Raw genomic sequence first — 16,735 nt, forward strand, 5'->3', positions numbered from 1 at the left:
TGCGGGACCTAGGGGCGATCCAGGGATGAAGAAAAGTCAGAAGTTGTTCGGCGCCAGCCTGCTGGCGCTGGCGATCAGCGGATGTGCAGTGACCAGTGAACCGATCGAACGCAGCGTCAGCGAGCAACGGGCCAGAGCTGACCTGCAGAGCATGTACAAGGGCCAGGAACCGCTGAGCGGTCCGCTGACCCTGCACCAGGCGATGGCCCGCGCGGTGAAATACAACCTCGAAGGCCGCTTGAAAATCATGGAGGAAGCGCTGGCCAAGCGGCAGCTCGACCTCGCCAGTTTCGACATGCTGCCGCGCATGGCGCTGGACGCCGGTTACGTCGGACGCAACAACGTCAGCGCCTCCAGCAGCCAGAGTGTGCGTACCGGCACTCAGTCTCTGGAACCGTCGACCTCCCAGGATCGCGACCGCGACGTCGCCGATCTGACCATGGTCTGGAACGTCCTCGATTTCGGCGTCAGCTACATCAGCGCCAAGCAGCAGGGCGACCAGCGCCTGATCGTTCAGGAGCGCCGGCGCAAGGTGATCAACACCATCGTTCAGGACGTGCGCTCGGCCTATTGGCGGGCGATGGCCGCCGAACGCCTGCTCAAGCAGATCGACAGCCTGATGGCGCGGGTCGACACGGCTCGCCGTAACAGCGAAAGCATGAGCGAACAGCGCATCGGCGATCCGGTGCAGTCCCTCGGCTACCAGCGTTCACTGATCGAGGCGACCCGACAACTGGAAGAACAGCGCCGCGCGCTGTCGCTGGCGAAAACCGAACTGGCGACCCTGATCAACCTGCCGCTGGGCACCAACCTGACCCTGGCCACCGATGACGGTTATCGGATCCCGGAACTCAAGGTCGATCTGAGCAAACTCGAACAGGAAGCCCTGACCAGCCGCCCGGAACTGCGCGAGCAGGATTACCAGACCCGGATCAGCGCCGCCGAAACCCGCAAGGCCATGCTGCGTCTGCTGCCGGGTCTGGAGTTCTCCGCCGGCGGGCATTACGACAGCAACTCGTTCCTGGTCGAACAGGGCTGGGCCGACTACGGCGTGAAGGTCACCTGGAACCTGTTTAACGTGATCTCGGCCCCGGCGGCCATCGACGTGGCCAAGGCCGGTGAAGAAGTTGCCACCGCGCGGCGTCAGGCGATGTCGATTGCAGTGCTGGCGCAGCTCTACGTGGCCAACGCCAACTATCAGGAGGCGCTGCGCCAGTTCAAGACCAACCAGCAACTGTCGGACATCGACGGGCAAATCGTCGGTCAGTTGCGCAACCGTCGTCAGGCCGACGGCATTGGTGAGCTGGACCTGATTCAGGGCGAGCTCAACACCTTGCAGGCCGATCTGCGTCGCGACCTGTCCTACGCCGATCTGCGCAATGCTTACGGCCAGATCTTCGCCAGCGCCGGCCTCGATCCGCTGCCGGATCAGGTGCAGTCGACCGAAGTGCAGTCGATCGCCACTGCGCTGGCCAACCGCGAAGCCGCGTGGGCGTCAGGGGATATTTCGCTGCCGGTGGCCCATGCCTCCGCGCAGTGACGTATTGGCGCCGACCGCCAGCATCAGCCGTGCCCAACGCGAGGCCCGCAACGGCCATCGCGGCACGGCAATGCTGCTGACCGGCTTGCCGGCGGCGGGCAAATCGACCCTTGCCCAGGCGTTGCATGCCGAGTTGTTCAGTCGCGGTCTGCAAAGTGTGGTGCTCGATGGCGACGGCTTGCGGGTCGGGCTCAACCGCGACCTCGGTTTTACTGATGCCGACCGCCTGGAAAACATCCGCCGTGCCAGTGAGCTGGCGGCGTTGCTGGTGGAGAACGGGCAGATCGTGATTCTGGCGATGATCGCGCCGCTGGCGGAACTGCGCGAGGTGTTTGCCCGCCGTTTGGGCGAGGACTATCGCGAGGTCTGGTGCAGCGCCGCACTGACGGTCTGCGAGCAGCGTGATCCGAAAGGACATTACGCCCGGGCACGACGCGGTGAGCTCGCCGGGTTCACCGGCGTGTCGGCGCCTTACGAGGCGCCGGCCCAGGCTTCGCTGGTGCTCGACACCGGCACGCTGACGGTCGAAGCCTGTCTGGACCGGTTGCTGACCTGGCTCGGCGAATCCGCGGTGTTGCCCAAGGCATGAGCCGGCCGGCGTTCTCGCGATTGCCGCTGAGCGCGGATCTGCCATTGTTGTTGCAGGCGTTGGCGGCGATTGACGACGCTGCCTGGCGCGGTCATTTCAATACCGCTTATTTCGCCGGCGACTGGAGCGGCGTGGCGCTGATTTCTGCCGCCGATGCGCTGACCGAACTGTCCCCCGGCAGCGCCGAACCCGTAGAGCGCAATCCTTGGCTGAATGACCGTCGCTGGCAGCAGGCCCTGCGGGATCTGCCACTGGACATCGTCAGTGCGCGGCTGCTGCGACTGGGGCCGGGCGGGCAGATTCATGAACATCGCGACTACGACCTTGAGGGCGCGGACGCCGATTTGCGCCTGCATATTCCGCTGCTCAGTCCGCCTGCCGTGGACTTCTGGCTCGACGGCCAGCGGATGCCGATGAGGGCCGGGGAATGCTGGTTTCTTGATCTTGCCCGGCCGCATCGGGTCGACAATCGCGACCGCACGGCACGGGTTCATCTGGTGCTCGATTGCCGCCCCTCGCCCTGGCTGGAGCAGATGATTGCCAACGGTTTGCCGAGCACTCCGCTGCCTGATGCCACGGAAACAGCGCTTCAGCGCTTTCAACGATTGCTTGTCACTGAACCGCTGTTGTCCGCCGCGTTGCAGGCATTGCAGGACCGCGAAGCATTCACCGACCAGACACTGACGCTGGCTGCTGAACGCGGTCTGCATTTTTCCCGGGAAGAACTGCTGGCGGCGATGCGCAACGGTCGTCGGTCATGGAACGAACAATGGCGCCTGTGAATTTCGACGGCTGGTTGCCGATCCGCGTCTGGAAAACCGCCGGGCAATGGCAGGTCGACTGGTGCTGGTTTGGCGACACGCCGCTGCATCAGCCGTTTTTTCGTGAGGCTGTCGAAGACGCGTTGCACCTGCCGTTCAATCAGGCGTTTCGCCGGCAAACACCCTTGTCGGCGCTCATGCATTGGCAAACGCTCAGTCCGGGGCTGCTGCCGAGCGCGTTCATCCTGCACGCCTCGCGGTGTGGCTCGACGCTGATCAGCCAGATGCTCGCCCGGCTCGATGATCACATCGTGGTCTCGGAGCCGCCGCCCCTTGATGCCTTGTTGCGCAGCGATCTGCCGGACGAAGAGCGCCGCGCGGCCATCGTCGCACTGCTCTCGGCGTACGGTCAGCGTCGGCGCGGCACAGAGCAGCGACTGGTCATCAAGCTCGACGCCTGGAACATCGGCGAATGGCCGCTGCTGCGCGAGTGTTTTGCCGATACGCCGTGGCTGTTTGTCTATCGCGATCCACTGGAAATCGCCGTCTCGCACCTGCGCCGTCCCGGCCTGCACATGGTGCCGGGGGCGCTCGGCGAATGTGTGCTGGACGATGATTTGCCGTTCGAGGGCCGCGAGGACTTCATCGCCCGGCGCCTGGGGCGTCTGCTGGAGGCCGGGTGCGTGCATTGTCGTGAGTCTGCCGGGCTGGCGGTCAATTACAGCGAATTGCCCGACGCGATGAGCGGGCGGCTGGCGCGGTTTTTCGGGCTCAGCGCCACGCAGTGTGAACAGGCGCTGACAGCAACGGCGCAGCACGCGAAGCAGCCGTCACAACCCTTTGTCGTCGATGGCGAACACAAACGCCGCGAGGCATCGGCGCTGTTGCAGGCACGGATCGAAGATTGCGCCCGTGCGCCCTATGCCGCGCTGGAACGCTTGCGCGCGCTTACGATTTCGCCGACAGATCCGCCATCCCCTTGAGCAATTCGATCGGCAACGGAAAGACGATGGTCGAGCTCTTGTCTCCGGCAATCGAACTCAAGGTCTGCATGTAGCGCAGTTGCATGGCGCCGGGCTGGCGACCAAGCATTTCGGCGGCCTGCATAAGTTTTTCCGAGGCCTGCAATTCGCCTTCGGCGTGGATCACCTTGGCTCGCCGTTCCCGTTCGGCTTCGGCCTGTTTGGCGATGGCGCGCACCATCGATTCGTTGAGGTCGACGTGCTTGATTTCGACGTTGGCGACCTTGATCCCCCAGGCGTCGGTCTGGGCGTCGAGCACTTGCTGGATGTCGATGTTCAGGCGTTCGCGTTCGGCCAGCAGTTCGTCCAGCTCATGTTTGCCGAGCACCGCGCGCAGGGTGGTCTGGGCCAGTTGGCTGGTGGCCATGAGGAAATCCTCGACCTGGATGATCGCTTTCTGTGGATCGAGTACGCGGAAGTACAGCACCGCGTTGACCTTCACCGATACGTTGTCGCGGGTGATCACATCCTGCGGCGGTACATCGAGGACGATGGTGCGCAGGTCGACCCGGACCATTTGCTGCACCACCGGGATCAGCAGGATCAGCCCCGGCCCCTTGACCTGCCAGAAGCGTCCGAGCTGGAACACCACCCCGCGTTCGTATTCGCGCAGGATGCGGAACGTCGAGCCAGCCAGGGCGATCAGCAACAGCAGCAGCGCGACAAAACCGATTTGCAGACCCATGATCACTCTCCGAGCGGTGCCGCGTCAGTCGCGGCCACTTGCAGCAACAGACCCTTGCGCCCGACCACCCGCACCGGTTGCCCGGTGTGCAGCGGCGTGGCGCTCAGCACCTGCCAGCGTTCTCCCTGCAACTGCACCCAGCCGTTGCGGCTGTCTTCCGGTTGCACCACGGTCACCGCCGTGACACTGCCGAGCAGGCCGGCATCGCCGCTGACCGGGTGGCGCGGTCGGGTTTTCAGGGCACGGATCAGCAGTGCGATCAGCAACAGCGCGCTGACCAGCCCGAGGCCGATCATCATCGGTACCGGCAGTTCGGCGTTGCTCAGGATCAGCGCGCCGATCACGAACATGACGATGCCGCCGAGGCCGATCACCCCGTAGTTGGGCAGCGCGGCTTCGGCGATCAGAAACGTGATGCCCAGGATGATCAGCCACAGACCGACCGGGCTGGCGGCGGTAAACGGGTTGTCCGCCGCAATCACCGATCCACTCAGCAGCAACAGGGCAAGCGCACAGCAACGGATGTTCACGTGACCCTCCGCGAGAGTCAGGACTGGTTCTTACAGTCTAGTTGAGGCTGCGGCTGGATGATTTTCGATCAATTCTCCCGCCCCGCCAGTGGGCGGATTTCCCGGTGCTCGTGACTTGCCGGACTAGACTTTCAAGGACAGTCGCAGCGTTTCATTACCGTCCGCCGCACAGCGTCGGCGGGCACCGAGGTGCATCATGCGTATGGCCAGGAAAGTGCAGAGCAGCCTCAACCGGGCGCAATGCGAATATGACATCGTCACCCACCCGCACTCGTCCAGCAGCCTGGAAACGGCGCGGGTCTCCGGGATCGCCGCAGAGCGGGTGGCCAAATCGGTGATCCTGGACGACCGTCACGGGCATTACCTGATGGCGGTGCTGCCCGCCAGCCGCCACCTGGACTTGAGCAAGGTGCGCAGCAGCGGCGAATGGCAAATCACCCGCGAAAGCAATCTGGCGCACATTTTCGACGACTGCGAACGCGGCGCCGTACCGCCACTGGGCGATTCCTACGGCCTGGACATGGTCATCGACCCGCTGCTGACCCGGCAGAAAGACATCTACCTGGAAGCCGGCAACCATAACAACCTGCTGCACATGAGCATGCCCGAATTCCTGAAAATGGTGCCGCATGCGCAGGTGCGGGAGTTGAGTCAGTAGCTTTTTTAGCGTCTATGTCGTCGCCAATCGCGAGCAAGCTCGCTCCCGCAGGTTCTGCGCTAGACCTGTGGGAGCGGGCCTGCTCGCAAAAAATCTTTCACACCCTATAAATCTCGCAGGAGTTTCGACATGGAAAACCCGACGCACAGCCTCCCATCCCTGTTCAAGCAACTCGGCCTGGACAGCGACCCGGTCAGCATCGACCAGTTCATCGCCACCCATTCCCCGCTCAAACCCGAACTGCACCTGTGCGACGCGTTTTTCTGGAGCAAGAGCCAGGCGGATTTCCTGCGTGACGAGATTCTCGATGATGCGGATTGGGCGGAGGTGGTGGATCAGTTGGATGTGATGTTGAGGAAGGGGCGGGCGGGGTAAAGACCGGACCTAGTCCTTGGCAGTCATAGCTCTCAAGGAAGAGAACGTCGCTTCAACTTCAAGATTGGATAAACCGAATCCGCAGGCCATTGACTCACGAGCGATTCTTACTTTTTGCTCTACAAATGTCGCGTACGCAGATGTGTCGGGCAGACGTTCAATCGGATGTTGTCCGGAATTCGTGTTCTCGGTCGTGAATTTCTTCGTCATGGTTCAGTGCTCTCGGAGGTCGGTGTTGGCGTAGTTTCAGCGAGGGACATTTCTTGTGCTGAAAGCAATTTGTTTCAAAACTTGACTGAATTTCCCCACCAATGCGATATTGATAGTTAGCAAACTAACAGTGTGTGCATTCCCTCGTGCCGAATAACCTCGACGCTCTCCAGATGAATATCAGCAGTGCCATGGTGGTGGCCGCCAGGCATTGGCGGAAGATCTGCCAGACCACGCTGGTCAACTATGGAATTTCCGAAGCCTGCGCCGTCCCGTTGTTGATGATCGGGCGGCTGGGCGAGGGTGTGCGCCAGGTGCAGGTGGCGCAGGCGGCGGGGATGGAGTCGCCGTCGCTGGTGCGCCTGCTCGATCAGTTGTGTCACGCCGGATTTGTCTGCCGCACCGAAGATGCCCAGGACCGTCGCGCCAAATGCCTGAGCCTGACCGACACCGGCCGTGAGCTGGTGCAAGCGGTGGAGGCGCAACTGGTGCGTCTGCGTCATGAAGTGCTCGAAGGCATCGACCAGCGCGATCTGGAGGCTACGCTTCGGGTACTGAGAGCTTTTGAGGCGGCCACTCCGCCATCGGTGATCAATCCGTGAACGGGTTCTTTTCCGGCATGCCCCCCGCGCGGGACTGGTTCTACGGGGTCCGCACGTTCGCGGCCTCGATGACCGCGCTGTACATCGCTTTGCTCATGCAGATGCCGCGTCCTTATTGGGCGATGGCCACGGTGTACATCGTTTCCAGCCCGTTCCTCGGCCCGACCAGTTCCAAGGCGCTGTATCGCGCGATCGGCACGTTTCTCGGTGCAGCGGCGGCGGTGCTGTTCGTGCCAATGTTCGTCCAGAGCCCTTATGTGCTGGTGGTGGTCATCGCCCTGTGGACGGGGATTCTGCTGTTCCTGTCCCTGCACCTGCGCACCGCCAACAACTACGCGCTGATGCTGGCCGGCTACACCTTGCCGCTGATCGCCCTGCCGGTGGTGGATAACCCGCTGGCGGTGTGGGACGTGGCTGAGTCGCGGACAGAAGAGATCTTTCTCGGCATCGCCGTGGCGGCGGTGGTCGGCGCGATGTTCTGGCCACGGCGCCTGGCACCGGTGTTCAACGATGCCGTGGGCAAGTGGTTCGCCGACGCCACAACTTACAGTCTGAAATTCCTCAGCCGCGACGTGCAGCCCGAAGAGGTCGCAGCCCTGCGCATGGCGATGGTCGGCAGTTTCAACAGCCTGGAATTGATGATCGGTCAGTTGCCGCACGAAGGTGCGCGGCCGCAAACCGTACGCAACACCAAGGAACTGCGCGGCCGGATGATTCACCTGCTGCCGGTGATCGATGCCCTTGAAGATTCGCTTTACGCCCTCGAACGGCGCACGCCGGAGCTGGTGGAAAAGTTCGCGCCGCTGCTCACGGCGACCCGCGAATGGCTCGCCCACGAAGACGCCGATCTCGGCCGCTGGCAAGCCCTGCGGGATCAACTCGAAGCGCTGCAACCGAGCGCAGAAGCCCTCGAAGATCGCAAACAGTTGCTGTTTTCCAACGCGCTGTACCGCCTCGGCGAATTCATCGATCTGTGGCAGGACTGCCGCAGTCTGCAGGACGCGATCCTGTGCGAGCGCCAGGACAGCTGGCGCGCGGTCTATCGCCACTGGCGCCTGGGTCGCCTGACGCCATTCCTGGATCGTGGGCTGATGCTGTATTCGGTGGCCTCGACCATTCTGGCGATCATCGTCGCTTCGGTACTGTGGATCCTGCTGGGCTGGACCGACGGTGGCAGCGCGGTGATTCTGGCGGCGGTCTCGTGCAGCTTCTTCGCCTCGATGGACGACCCGGCGCCGCAGATCTACCGGTTCTTTTTCTGGACCGGGATGTCGGTGCTGTTCGCCAGCCTGTACCTGTTTCTGGTGCTGCCGAACCTGCATGACTTTCCGATGCTGGTGCTGGCGTTCGCAGTGCCGTTCGTCTGTGTCGGCACCCTGACGGTGCAGCCACGCTTCTACCTCGGCATGCTGCTGACGCTGGTCAACACCTCGTCGTTCATCAGCATTTCCGGTGCTTACGACGCGGACTTCTTTGCCTTCGTCAATTCCAACCTGGCGGGCCCGATTGGGTTGTTGTTCGCGTTTATCTGGACCCTGATCGCCCGGCCGTTCGGCGCCGAGCTGGCGGCCAAGCGTCTGACTCGTTTCAGCTGGAAAGACATCGTCAACATGACCGAACCGGCGAACCTCGCCGAGCACCGGCAATTGGGCGTGCAACTGCTCGACCGCCTGATGCAGCACCTGCCGCGTCTGGCGTTGACGGGACAGGACACCGGCATCGCCATGCGCGAAGTGCGCGTGGGGCTGAACCTGCTCGACCTGCTCGCCTACACGCCGCGAGTGACGGGCGCGCCGAATGCGTTGCTCAAACAAGTGGTGGCAGAGGTCGGCGAATATTTCCGGGCCTGCCTCAAGGCCGGCGAACGCCTGCCGGCGCCAAGCGCCTTGCTGATGACCATGGATCGCACCCGCCGTGCGCTCAATGGCCACGGCGATGAAGAAACCCGACTCAACCTGTTGCACGCCTTGAGCGGCTTGCGCCTGGCGCTGTTGCCCGGCGTGGAATTCGTTTCCAACGCAGAGCCCGAAGAACCGCTGCCCGAAGGAGCGCCCCTATGATCGGTGATCTGGATATCAGCGGCATTTTCCTGCCGACCCTGCTGGTGTTGATGGGCATCACTTATGTGCTGTTTGTGTTGGTACACGGCGTGCTCACACGCCTGCATTTCTACCGTCTGGTCTGGCACCGGGCATTGTTCAACGTGGCTCTCTACGCCGTGATGCTGTACGGCGTGGATTCACTCAGTCGATACCTGATGACATGAAAAAACCGTTTCTGACCCTCGGTCGCGTCGTCCTGACGCTGTTGATCGTGACTTTCGCCGTCGTCGTGGTCTGGCGCATGGTGATGTATTACATGTTCGCGCCCTGGACCCGCGACGGCCACATTCGCGCCGACATCGTGCAGATCGCCCCGGACGTGTCCGGGTTGATCCAGCAGGTCGAAGTGAAGGACAACCAGTTGGTGAAGCGCGGCCAGGTGCTGTTCAGCATCGACCAGGACCGTTTCAAACTGGCGTTGCGCCAGGCCAAGGCCGCGGTAGCCGATCGCGAAGAAACCCTCGCCCAGGCGCAGCGTGAAGCCAAGCGTAACCGTGGTCTGGGCAATCTGGTGCCGGCCGAACAGCTGGAAGAAAGCCTGTCGAAAGTGGCCCGCGCGCAATCGGCCCTGGCCGAAGCGCTGGTGGCGGTGGACAGTGCTCAGCTCAACCTCGACCGCTCGGTGATCCGCAGTCCGGTGGACGGCTACGTCAATGACCGTGCGCCACGCTCGCAGGAATTCGTCACCGCCGGGCGTCCGGTGTTGTCGGTGGTCGACAGCAATTCGTTCCACATCGACGGTTATTTCGAAGAGACCAAACTCGACGGTATCCACATCGGTCAGTCAGTGGATATCCGCGTGATTGGCGACCGCGCTCGCTTGCGCGGGCATGTCGAAAGCATCGTTGCCGGTATCGAAGACCGTGACCGTTCGAGCGGCAGCAACCTGCTGCCCAACGTCAATCCGGCGTTCAGCTGGGTGCGTCTGGCGCAGCGGATTCCGGTGCGCATTGCCTTCGACGACGTGCCGGATGACTTCCGCATGATCGCCGGGCGTACCGCCACCGTGTCGATCACCGACGATCAACCGCAGGAGCCCGCGCAATGAACAGGGCCCTGATGGTCGCCGGGCTGGGCATGATGCTGTCGGCCTGCTCGATGGTCGGGCCGGACTACCACGTGCCCGAAGACGCGGCGATCCAGCGCAAGGATTTCCAGGGCGACCTGGCGGTGGCCGGCAAACCGGTGGTGTCGGCCCCGGTGCCGGCGGACTGGTGGCGGCTGTATCAGGAGCCGCGTCTGGATCAACTGGTTCAGCAGGCCATGGCGTCCAACACCGATCTGCGGGTGGCGGCGGCGAACCTGTCGCGGGCCCGTGCGCAGGTCGATGAGGCCGAGGCGGCCGGTGGCTGGAGCGGCGGCGTGAAAATGGGCGCCCAGCGCTTGCAGGAATCCGGCGAGGCATTCCTGCTGCCGGAAAAAGTGCCGGTGGCCAACATTGGCGATATCGGTATCAGCGCGTCCTACCAATTCGACCTGTGGGGCACGCTGCAACGCGGGATCGAAGCGGCGAAGGCCAACGCCGACGCGACCCAGGCCGCTGCCGACACCGCGCGCATCACTCTGGTCGCCGACGTGGTTCGGGCCTACACCCAGGTCTGCGCGGCGAACGAGGAGCGGGAAATCGCCCAACATTCCCTCGACCTGCAATCCCAGAGCACCACCCTGATCCAGCGCCTGCGCGACGCCGGGCGCGGCGACGAAACCCAGGTCACCCGCTCGCAGACCCAATTCAAATCCTTGCGCGCCGACATGCCGCGCTATGAAGCGGCGCGTCAGGCCGGGTTGTTCCGTCTGTCGATGCTCCTGGCCAAGCCTGTCGATCAACTTCCGGCCGGCACCGCGACCTGTGCCGAGCTACCGAAAATCGCCCAACTGGTGCCAGTCGGTGACGGCGCCGCGCTGCTCAAGCGTCGGCCGGACATCCGCCAGGCCGAGCGGCGTCTGGCGGCCGCGACCGCCGGGATCGGCATCGCCACCGGCGAGCTGTACCCGGACATCAGTTTCGGCGCGACCATCGGCACCGTCGGTATTCTGGATAACCTTGGCAAACCGTCCACCAACCGCTGGGGCTTCGGCCCGTCGCTGAGCTGGAGTGTGCCGACCAACGGCGCCCGGGCCCGGATCCGCGAGGCTGAAGCAACGACTCAGGGTGCGCTGGCGCATTTCGACGGCGTGGTGCTCAACGCCATCCGCGAAACCCAGACCGGCCTGTCCCAGTATTCCGCACTGCTGCAACGCCGCGATGCGCTGGCCGATGCCGAGCAGTCGGCGAAACTGGCGGCGGACCAGACGCACCGCTTCTTCCAGGCCGGCCGCGAGTCGTTCCTCGCCGACCTGCAGGCCACCCGCACCTACACCGACGTCACCGCGCAACTGGCCGCCGCCAACACCCAGGTTGCCATGAGCCAGATCGATTTGTTCCTCGCCCTGGGCGGCGGTTGGGAAAGCGGACGAACGCAAGCCTCGAGCGCCAGCAAACCCTGAGGCCGTTGCTATGCTTTGAAGTATTGAAAGGGCGCCCCGAACCAGGCGCCTTTTCAGTGCACATCGCTAGCGCAGGTCTAGGGGAAACCAATAATGAAAAACCCTTACGCTCTCGGCTTCTGGTGCGCCCTCGTAGCCCTGGTGCTGCTGTCGGCCACCTATTTCTACGGCATCATGCTGGCTCATCAGATCGACAAGGCAATGGTCTTCCTCGACAGTACCGTGGCGCTGATCGCGGTCATGGCGATCGTGGTCGTGGCGTCGGCCCTGGTGCAGACCCAACGACTCAAGAAACGCCAGCTCGAGCAAAGCAAGACGCTGCTGCTGATCTGGGATACCAAAGTCGCGCTGCGCAAAGTCGAAACCGTGTTCGACCGCTATTTCTGGGGCGGCTACTGGCAGCCGGGGCGCACCTTCGCCGAAGTCATGGGCGAACTCACCGGCACGCCGCTGGAAAAAAGCCTCGAAGCCCTGAAAAAGCAGTGCCTGGCCCTCGACCGGCAAGTCGCCGACGACGGCTGGCACTGGCTCAACAATGCCCGTGAACTCTCGGACGTCGCCACGGCCATGGCCCGCGAGCGTTATCAGCTGGATTTCTGCGACCCGCGCAGCGACGGGCCGGGCGGGGCGGTGATCGACCGGGATTTCGAAGTGCTGGTGTACACCTGGACCGCACGGCTGAAAAGCTTCGACCATCAGCTGGACGAGATCGAGGTTCAATACTCCTGAGCCCGAAAAGATCGCCGAACCCGGCGATCTTTTTGTTTGTCCATGTCATGTCGACACTCTTTAACCTTTAAACATTGGGCCGCGTTGCACTGCCAGTGCTAATCTCCACCGCTAAATTCAGCGGAGTCGCGCCACGGCCCGGTCACGGGTTCAGGGAAGACGACCACACTTTCAGCCACGGAAATCGATCAGGTCATTCATGAATAAATCAGCAGGCGTGCTTCTCGGAATTGTTGTGGCCATTGGCGCCATCAGCGTAGGCGGGGCCTGGTACACCGGCACCAAAATCGAAGGCGTGCTGAACAATGCCGTCGCCAATGCCAACAGCGAGTTGCAGACCGCCATGGCCGGCTCCAACGGCAGTGCATCGCTGGAGCTGGTATCGCTTGAGCGCAACACCTTCAGCAGCACCGCGCACTATCGCCTCAAGGGCGAGGGCGAAATGTTCGGCGAAGCACCGGTCGAGCTGCTGTTCGTCGACCACATCGAACACGGCCCGCTGCCGTTCTCGCGTCTGGTGTCGCTGAAATGGCTGCCGGTCATGGCCACCAGTCACTTCGAGCTGGAAAAGACCCCGATCACCGAAAAATGGTTTGCCGCCACCAAGGGCGCCGCGCCGCTCAAAGGCGTGGTCAACATCGGCTACGACCAGTCCACCACCGGCAACCTCGAACTGCTGCCACTGGAAACTGCGCTGGATGACAAGTCGAACCTGAAGTTTTCCGGCCTGAACATGGACATTTCCGCCAGTGCCCAGGCACAGAAGGTCAAAGCCAACGGTTACATGGACAGCCTGCACCTGAGCACGGTCGCCGAAGACCAGACGCCGGTGCAGATCGAACTCAATGGCCTGACCCTGGCCAGCAATCTCGCCAAAAGCACCTACGGCTACTACACCGGCGAGAACACCCTGGAACTGACCAGCAGCAAGACCACCTTCGGCGCCAAGCAGTCGGTGCTGGGTGTGAAGAACTTCGAAATGAAGAATCGTACCGAAGAGAACGGCAGCAACGCCTCCGGCCGTGCCGACTACAAGGTCGCTGAAGTGACCCTCAACGACAAGAAGATCGGTTCGGCCAACCTGGCCATGAGCCTGAAAAACCTCGACATTCCGTCGGCCATGTCGCTGATGCAGATCTACCAGACCAAACTGCAGCCTTACGAGAAAGCCGCCGCCGAAGCTGCCGCCGCCGGCCAGCCGGCACCGGAGCTGAACCTGACCGAGGCCGAGTCCACCCAGGTCAAGGCCGACCTGCAGAAACTGCTGGCAGCCGGGCCGCAACTGGCGCTGGAAGACCTGTCGCTGAAAACCGCCAACGGCGAAAGCCGGGCGAATCTGGTGCTCGACCTGACCAAGCCGGCTTCGATGGACCTGCCACCGGATCAACTGGGCAAACAGTTGATCGCGCTGCTGGACATCAATGTGCTGGTGTCCAAGCCGATGCTGGTCGATCTGCTCAGTGTGCAGGCGCAAATCGATGGTCAGACCGATGCCAAGGCCATCGTTGACCAGGCCAGCGCGGGTGCCGACATGTTCGCCGGCATGGCCGTCGGTTCGCAGCTGGCGACCCTGGATGGCACCAACGTTGTCACCAAGCTGCATTACGCCGCCAATCAGGTCGAATTCAACGGCCAGAAGATGACCGTCGAGCAGTTCGTGGGCTTCCTGATGAGCAAGTTCGGCAGTATCGAACAGCCTCAGTAAACGCCCCGCGCTTCACCGAAACGCCCGGCCTCTGCACCCGCAGACGCCGGGCGTTTTGCTGCCTGGCATCCGGCTGAACGGTTAGCCGGGGCCCGTCATCCTCACGAATCTGAACAATTATTGTGTTCTGAATATTGATCTACACATGCGTGCAAGACTGCTTGGATAGCTTGGCCAGGTGAGTCGACCTGGCCTCCGTTACGAATTTGGCAAAGGGGGCACTGCTACCCGGCTGGCCATGTAAGGATGCTGACGAATGCCGCGTATTGATGTTCCTGTATTACATCGTGGTTTACGCCCATTGTTTCGAGTCGCGTTGTGCAGCCAGTTGCTCTGGCCCGTGCTCGCGTTCGGCGACACAGCCTACGATCAAATGGTGCTCGACGCCCGGGCCGGGCATTACACCCCTGCGTTGACGGTGCTGCGTCAGGTGCCTGCGGCCCAGGCCACCACCGGGCAGGTCAGCGATCACCTGCAAATCGCCGGTTGGGCCGGGCTCGACGCCGAAGTGGTTCAGGTCTACGAAGCTCAGGGCCGTAACCGGGTGCTACCCGTTCAGGCGCTGACCGCCACCGCCCGGGCCTATCGCAACCTCAAGCGCTGGGATCAGGCGATCCAGGTCTACAACAAGGCCCTGGCGCTGGAGCCGGACAACGCCGACCTGCAACTCGGTCTGGCGCTGACCCAGGCCGACTCCAGCAAGCCCGACGAAGGGGTGATCCGCGCCCGCTCCTTGGTCGCCGCCAAACCCGATGACCCTTCCCGCCGACTGGCGCTGGGCTACGCCCTGAATCGCGCCGGCAAGCCCTACGACGCGTTGTTCGAATACGACCAGGCCTTTATTCGCGCCGGCAACAAACCGGAAGTGGCCCGCGAATACGTGGTCGCCCTGCAAAAGGCGCGTCTGCCGGAGCCGGCGCTGCGTCTGGCGAAGCAGCGTCCGGGGCTGATCGATCCCGTCACCTTGCGGCGTCTGGAAGGCGATCTGGCCGCCGAACGCGTGCGCCTCGCCGAACTGGCCACCCGCAGTGAAAAAGAACGCTACGTGATCGCCGACCGCGCCCTGGCTGACTACGATCAGTTGCTCGCCACCTGGACCCCGGACGCCAGCGCCCACGATGACGTGACCCGCTGGCGCATCGACCGCATGGGCGCACTCAAGGCCCGGGCGCGTACCGCCGAAGTGATAAGCGAATACCAGAAACTGCAAGGTGAAGGCGTAAAGATCCCGACCTATGCCCTGCGCTGGGTGGCGGCGTCCTATCTGGATCAGCGCCAGCCGGAAATCGCCACCGATCTTTACCGTCAGGTACTGGCGGCACCGGACGCCGATGTCGGCGACCGACTCGAAGACACCACGGCGCTGTATTACTCGTTGCTGGAAAGCGATCGCGCCGAAGAGGCGCGCAAGGTCGCCGAAGATCAGGCCAAGGCGCAGAAGCCGCGTGTCGAACTCAAGGGCTTGCCGATCGGCAACCCCAATGACGAATGGATGGACGCCCAGCAACTGTCGGCACAGGCCGGCACCTATGGCTCCGACCTGCCTCACGGCGAAGAGCGTTTGCAGACTCTGGTGGATCAGGCGCCGGGCAACATCGGCCTGCGCCTGGCCCAGGCCGATCTGTACCTGGCCCGCAACTGGCCGCGCCGCGCGGAAAACCAGCTCAAGGAAACCGAGAGCATCGCGCCGCGCGACATGGGCCTGGAAGTCGCGCAGGCCCGCACCGCGATGGACTTGCAGGAATGGCGGCAAATGGATGCGCTGACCGATGATGTGGTGGCGCGCTTCCCCGACAACCGTCAGGTCCAGCGTCTGGCCCGCGAGCGCGAAGTGCACGACATGTCCGAGCTGCGCGTCGAAGCCTACGGCGGCAAGGCCAACGGCGGCAGCGGTGGCGATGCCGGCGCGGTCTCCGGCAGCCGCGATTTCGGGATCCAGACCACCCTTTACAGCCCGCCGATCGATGAGGACTGGCGAGTGTTCGCCGGAGCCGGATACGCCACTGGCGATTTCGCCGAAGGCACCGGCCACCACCGTTTCCAGCGTGTCGGTCTGGAGCGTCGTACCCGCGACATGACCCTTGAAGCCGAGGTGTCGAATCATTCCTATGGTTTCGGCGACAAACAGGGCGCGCGTCTGGCGATTGCCCGCGATATCAACGACCACTGGCAATACGGCGGCAGCCTTGAATACCTCTCGGCCGAGACCCCGCTGCGGGCACTGAACAGCGACATCAAGGCCAACGGCGGCAGCGGTTTCATCCGCTGGCGCGCCAACGAGAGCCGCGAGTGGCGGCTGGCGGTCAGCCCGTCGCACTTCAGCGACGGCAACAACCGCGTCGAAGCCTTGCTGACCGGCAAAGAGGGCGTCTACAGCGCGCCGAACCTGCAAGTCGATGCGGGCCTGGAAGTGGGCACCAGCCACAACTCCAAGTCCGATGACGTGCCGTACTTCAACCCGAAGTCGGACTTCAGCGTCATGCCGTTGCTCAACGTCAATCACGTGCTGTACCACCGCTACGAAACGGTCTGGAGCCAGCAATTCCAGGCCGGCGCGGGGACTTACAGCCAGCGTGATCACGGCACCGGCGGCATGGCATTGCTCGGTTACGGCCAGCGCTACGCGTGGAACGACGTGTTCGAGGTGGGCGGTTTGTTCAGCGTGATCAACCGGCCCTACGACGGGGACCGGGAAACCGATCTGCGTCTGCTCGTCGACCTCACTTTCCGCTTCTAGAAG

At 63.1% G+C, this 16,735-nt stretch carries 16 protein-coding genes; 14 read left to right on the plus strand and 2 right to left on the minus strand.

Annotation, left to right across the window (positions count from 1 at the left end):
* Positions 1-25 precede the first annotated feature (25 nt).
* The 4 genes from QLG12_RS25860 to QLG12_RS25875 are packed head-to-tail and all read left to right on the plus strand — an operon-like array spanning position 26 to position 3,873.
* On the plus strand, positions 26-1,540 hold the full coding sequence (locus QLG12_RS25860; RefSeq protein ID WP_064382670.1) for a TolC family protein: 1,515 nt from the start codon (positions 26-28) through the stop codon (positions 1,538-1,540).
* Positions 1,524-2,129 (plus strand): adenylyl-sulfate kinase, encoded by a 606-nt coding sequence (cysC, locus tag QLG12_RS25865; RefSeq protein WP_282475458.1) that lies wholly within the window; start codon positions 1,524-1,526, stop codon positions 2,127-2,129. Before QLG12_RS25860 ends, cysC begins: the two co-directional genes overlap by 17 nt.
* Positions 2,126-2,911: an aspartyl/asparaginyl beta-hydroxylase domain-containing protein gene (locus QLG12_RS25870; RefSeq protein ID WP_282475459.1), complete on the plus strand. Its 786-nt coding sequence runs from the start codon at positions 2,126-2,128 to the stop codon at positions 2,909-2,911. Before cysC ends, QLG12_RS25870 begins: the two co-directional genes overlap by 4 nt.
* Positions 2,899-3,873 carry a sulfotransferase family protein gene (locus tag QLG12_RS25875; RefSeq protein WP_197870274.1) on the plus strand — a complete coding sequence of 325 codons (975 nt, stop codon included), beginning with the start codon at positions 2,899-2,901 and terminating at the stop codon, positions 3,871-3,873. The genes QLG12_RS25870 and QLG12_RS25875 overlap by 13 nt, the downstream gene beginning before the upstream one ends.
* On the opposite strand, the gene QLG12_RS25880 is transcribed toward QLG12_RS25875, so the two are convergent.
* Both QLG12_RS25880 and QLG12_RS25885 read right to left on the minus strand, forming a co-directional pair.
* A complete protein-coding gene (locus QLG12_RS25880; protein WP_007957673.1) occupies positions 3,839-4,597 on the minus strand; it encodes a slipin family protein in 759 nt (252 codons plus the stop codon). The two genes, QLG12_RS25875 and QLG12_RS25880, sit on opposite strands and share 35 nt — an antisense overlap.
* A 2-nt stretch (positions 4,598-4,599) precedes the next feature.
* Complete coding sequence (locus QLG12_RS25885; protein ID WP_197870272.1) at positions 4,600-5,127, minus strand: NfeD family protein; 528 nt, start codon at positions 5,125-5,127, stop codon at positions 4,600-4,602.
* 196 nt (positions 5,128-5,323) lie between these two features.
* Here QLG12_RS25885 and QLG12_RS25890 point away from each other — a divergent pair, with 196 nt between their 5' ends.
* From QLG12_RS25890 to pgaA, 10 genes are all read left to right on the plus strand, one after another.
* Positions 5,324-5,785: a YbaK/EbsC family protein gene (locus tag QLG12_RS25890; RefSeq protein WP_282475460.1), complete on the plus strand. Its 462-nt coding sequence runs from the start codon at positions 5,324-5,326 to the stop codon at positions 5,783-5,785.
* Between the two features lie 129 nt (positions 5,786-5,914).
* Positions 5,915-6,160: a DUF2789 domain-containing protein gene (locus tag QLG12_RS25895; protein WP_282475461.1), complete on the plus strand. Its 246-nt coding sequence runs from the start codon at positions 5,915-5,917 to the stop codon at positions 6,158-6,160.
* Positions 6,161-6,543: 383 nt separating this feature from the next.
* On the plus strand, positions 6,544-6,972 hold the full coding sequence (locus QLG12_RS25900; protein WP_197870266.1) for a MarR family transcriptional regulator: 429 nt from the start codon (positions 6,544-6,546) through the stop codon (positions 6,970-6,972).
* Positions 6,969-9,032: an FUSC family protein gene (locus QLG12_RS25905; RefSeq protein WP_282475462.1), complete on the plus strand. Its 2,064-nt coding sequence runs from the start codon at positions 6,969-6,971 to the stop codon at positions 9,030-9,032. The genes QLG12_RS25900 and QLG12_RS25905 overlap by 4 nt, the downstream gene beginning before the upstream one ends.
* Complete coding sequence (locus QLG12_RS25910) at positions 9,029-9,238, plus strand: DUF1656 domain-containing protein (RefSeq protein WP_007957657.1); 210 nt, start codon at positions 9,029-9,031, stop codon at positions 9,236-9,238. Before QLG12_RS25905 ends, QLG12_RS25910 begins: the two co-directional genes overlap by 4 nt.
* The gene (locus QLG12_RS25915; RefSeq protein WP_282475463.1) at positions 9,235-10,122 is read left to right on the plus strand and encodes an HlyD family secretion protein; all 888 of its coding nucleotides are present in this window, start codon (positions 9,235-9,237) and stop codon (positions 10,120-10,122) included. The genes QLG12_RS25910 and QLG12_RS25915 overlap by 4 nt, the downstream gene beginning before the upstream one ends.
* Positions 10,119-11,561 carry a TolC family protein gene (locus QLG12_RS25920; RefSeq protein ID WP_282475464.1) on the plus strand — a complete coding sequence of 481 codons (1,443 nt, stop codon included), beginning with the start codon at positions 10,119-10,121 and terminating at the stop codon, positions 11,559-11,561. Before QLG12_RS25915 ends, QLG12_RS25920 begins: the two co-directional genes overlap by 4 nt.
* 93 nt (positions 11,562-11,654) lie before the next feature.
* Complete coding sequence (locus QLG12_RS25925) at positions 11,655-12,290, plus strand: hypothetical protein (RefSeq protein WP_064382680.1); 636 nt, start codon at positions 11,655-11,657, stop codon at positions 12,288-12,290.
* Between the two features lie 199 nt (positions 12,291-12,489).
* Complete coding sequence (locus tag QLG12_RS25930) at positions 12,490-13,995, plus strand: YdgA family protein (protein WP_197870260.1); 1,506 nt, start codon at positions 12,490-12,492, stop codon at positions 13,993-13,995.
* A gap of 256 nt (positions 13,996-14,251) precedes the next feature.
* Complete coding sequence (gene pgaA / locus QLG12_RS25935) at positions 14,252-16,732, plus strand: poly-beta-1,6 N-acetyl-D-glucosamine export porin PgaA (protein WP_282475465.1); 2,481 nt, start codon at positions 14,252-14,254, stop codon at positions 16,730-16,732.
* The last annotated feature ends 3 nt before the right edge of the window (positions 16,733-16,735 follow it).

It is taken from the genome of Pseudomonas sp. V88_4, from assembly GCF_029967985.1.
Taxonomy (GTDB): domain Bacteria; phylum Pseudomonadota; class Gammaproteobacteria; order Pseudomonadales; family Pseudomonadaceae; genus Aquipseudomonas; species Aquipseudomonas glycinae.

What these genes read in the sequence shown, in the direction of transcription:
- QLG12_RS25860 (WP_064382670.1), top strand. Translation starts at nt 26, where the DNA reads ATGAAGAAAAGTCAGAAGTTGTTCGGCGCCAGCCTGCTGGCGCTGGCG.
- cysC (WP_282475458.1), top strand. Translation starts at nt 1,524, where the DNA reads ATGCCTCCGCGCAGTGACGTATTGGCGCCGACCGCCAGCATCAGCCGT.
- QLG12_RS25870 (WP_282475459.1), top strand. Translation starts at nt 2,126, where the DNA reads ATGAGCCGGCCGGCGTTCTCGCGATTGCCGCTGAGCGCGGATCTGCCA.
- QLG12_RS25875 (WP_197870274.1), top strand. Translation starts at nt 2,899, where the DNA reads ATGGCGCCTGTGAATTTCGACGGCTGGTTGCCGATCCGCGTCTGGAAA.
- QLG12_RS25880 (WP_007957673.1), bottom strand. Translation starts at nt 4,597, where the DNA reads ATGGGTCTGCAAATCGGTTTTGTCGCGCTGCTGCTGTTGCTGATCGCC.
- QLG12_RS25890 (WP_282475460.1), top strand. Translation starts at nt 5,324, where the DNA reads ATGCGTATGGCCAGGAAAGTGCAGAGCAGCCTCAACCGGGCGCAATGC.
- QLG12_RS25895 (WP_282475461.1), top strand. Translation starts at nt 5,915, where the DNA reads ATGGAAAACCCGACGCACAGCCTCCCATCCCTGTTCAAGCAACTCGGC.
- QLG12_RS25900 (WP_197870266.1), top strand. Translation starts at nt 6,544, where the DNA reads ATGAATATCAGCAGTGCCATGGTGGTGGCCGCCAGGCATTGGCGGAAG.
- QLG12_RS25910 (WP_007957657.1), top strand. Translation starts at nt 9,029, where the DNA reads ATGATCGGTGATCTGGATATCAGCGGCATTTTCCTGCCGACCCTGCTG.
- QLG12_RS25915 (WP_282475463.1), top strand. Translation starts at nt 9,235, where the DNA reads ATGAAAAAACCGTTTCTGACCCTCGGTCGCGTCGTCCTGACGCTGTTG.
- QLG12_RS25920 (WP_282475464.1), top strand. Translation starts at nt 10,119, where the DNA reads ATGAACAGGGCCCTGATGGTCGCCGGGCTGGGCATGATGCTGTCGGCC.
- QLG12_RS25925 (WP_064382680.1), top strand. Translation starts at nt 11,655, where the DNA reads ATGAAAAACCCTTACGCTCTCGGCTTCTGGTGCGCCCTCGTAGCCCTG.
- QLG12_RS25930 (WP_197870260.1), top strand. Translation starts at nt 12,490, where the DNA reads ATGAATAAATCAGCAGGCGTGCTTCTCGGAATTGTTGTGGCCATTGGC.
- pgaA (WP_282475465.1), top strand. Translation starts at nt 14,252, where the DNA reads ATGCCGCGTATTGATGTTCCTGTATTACATCGTGGTTTACGCCCATTG.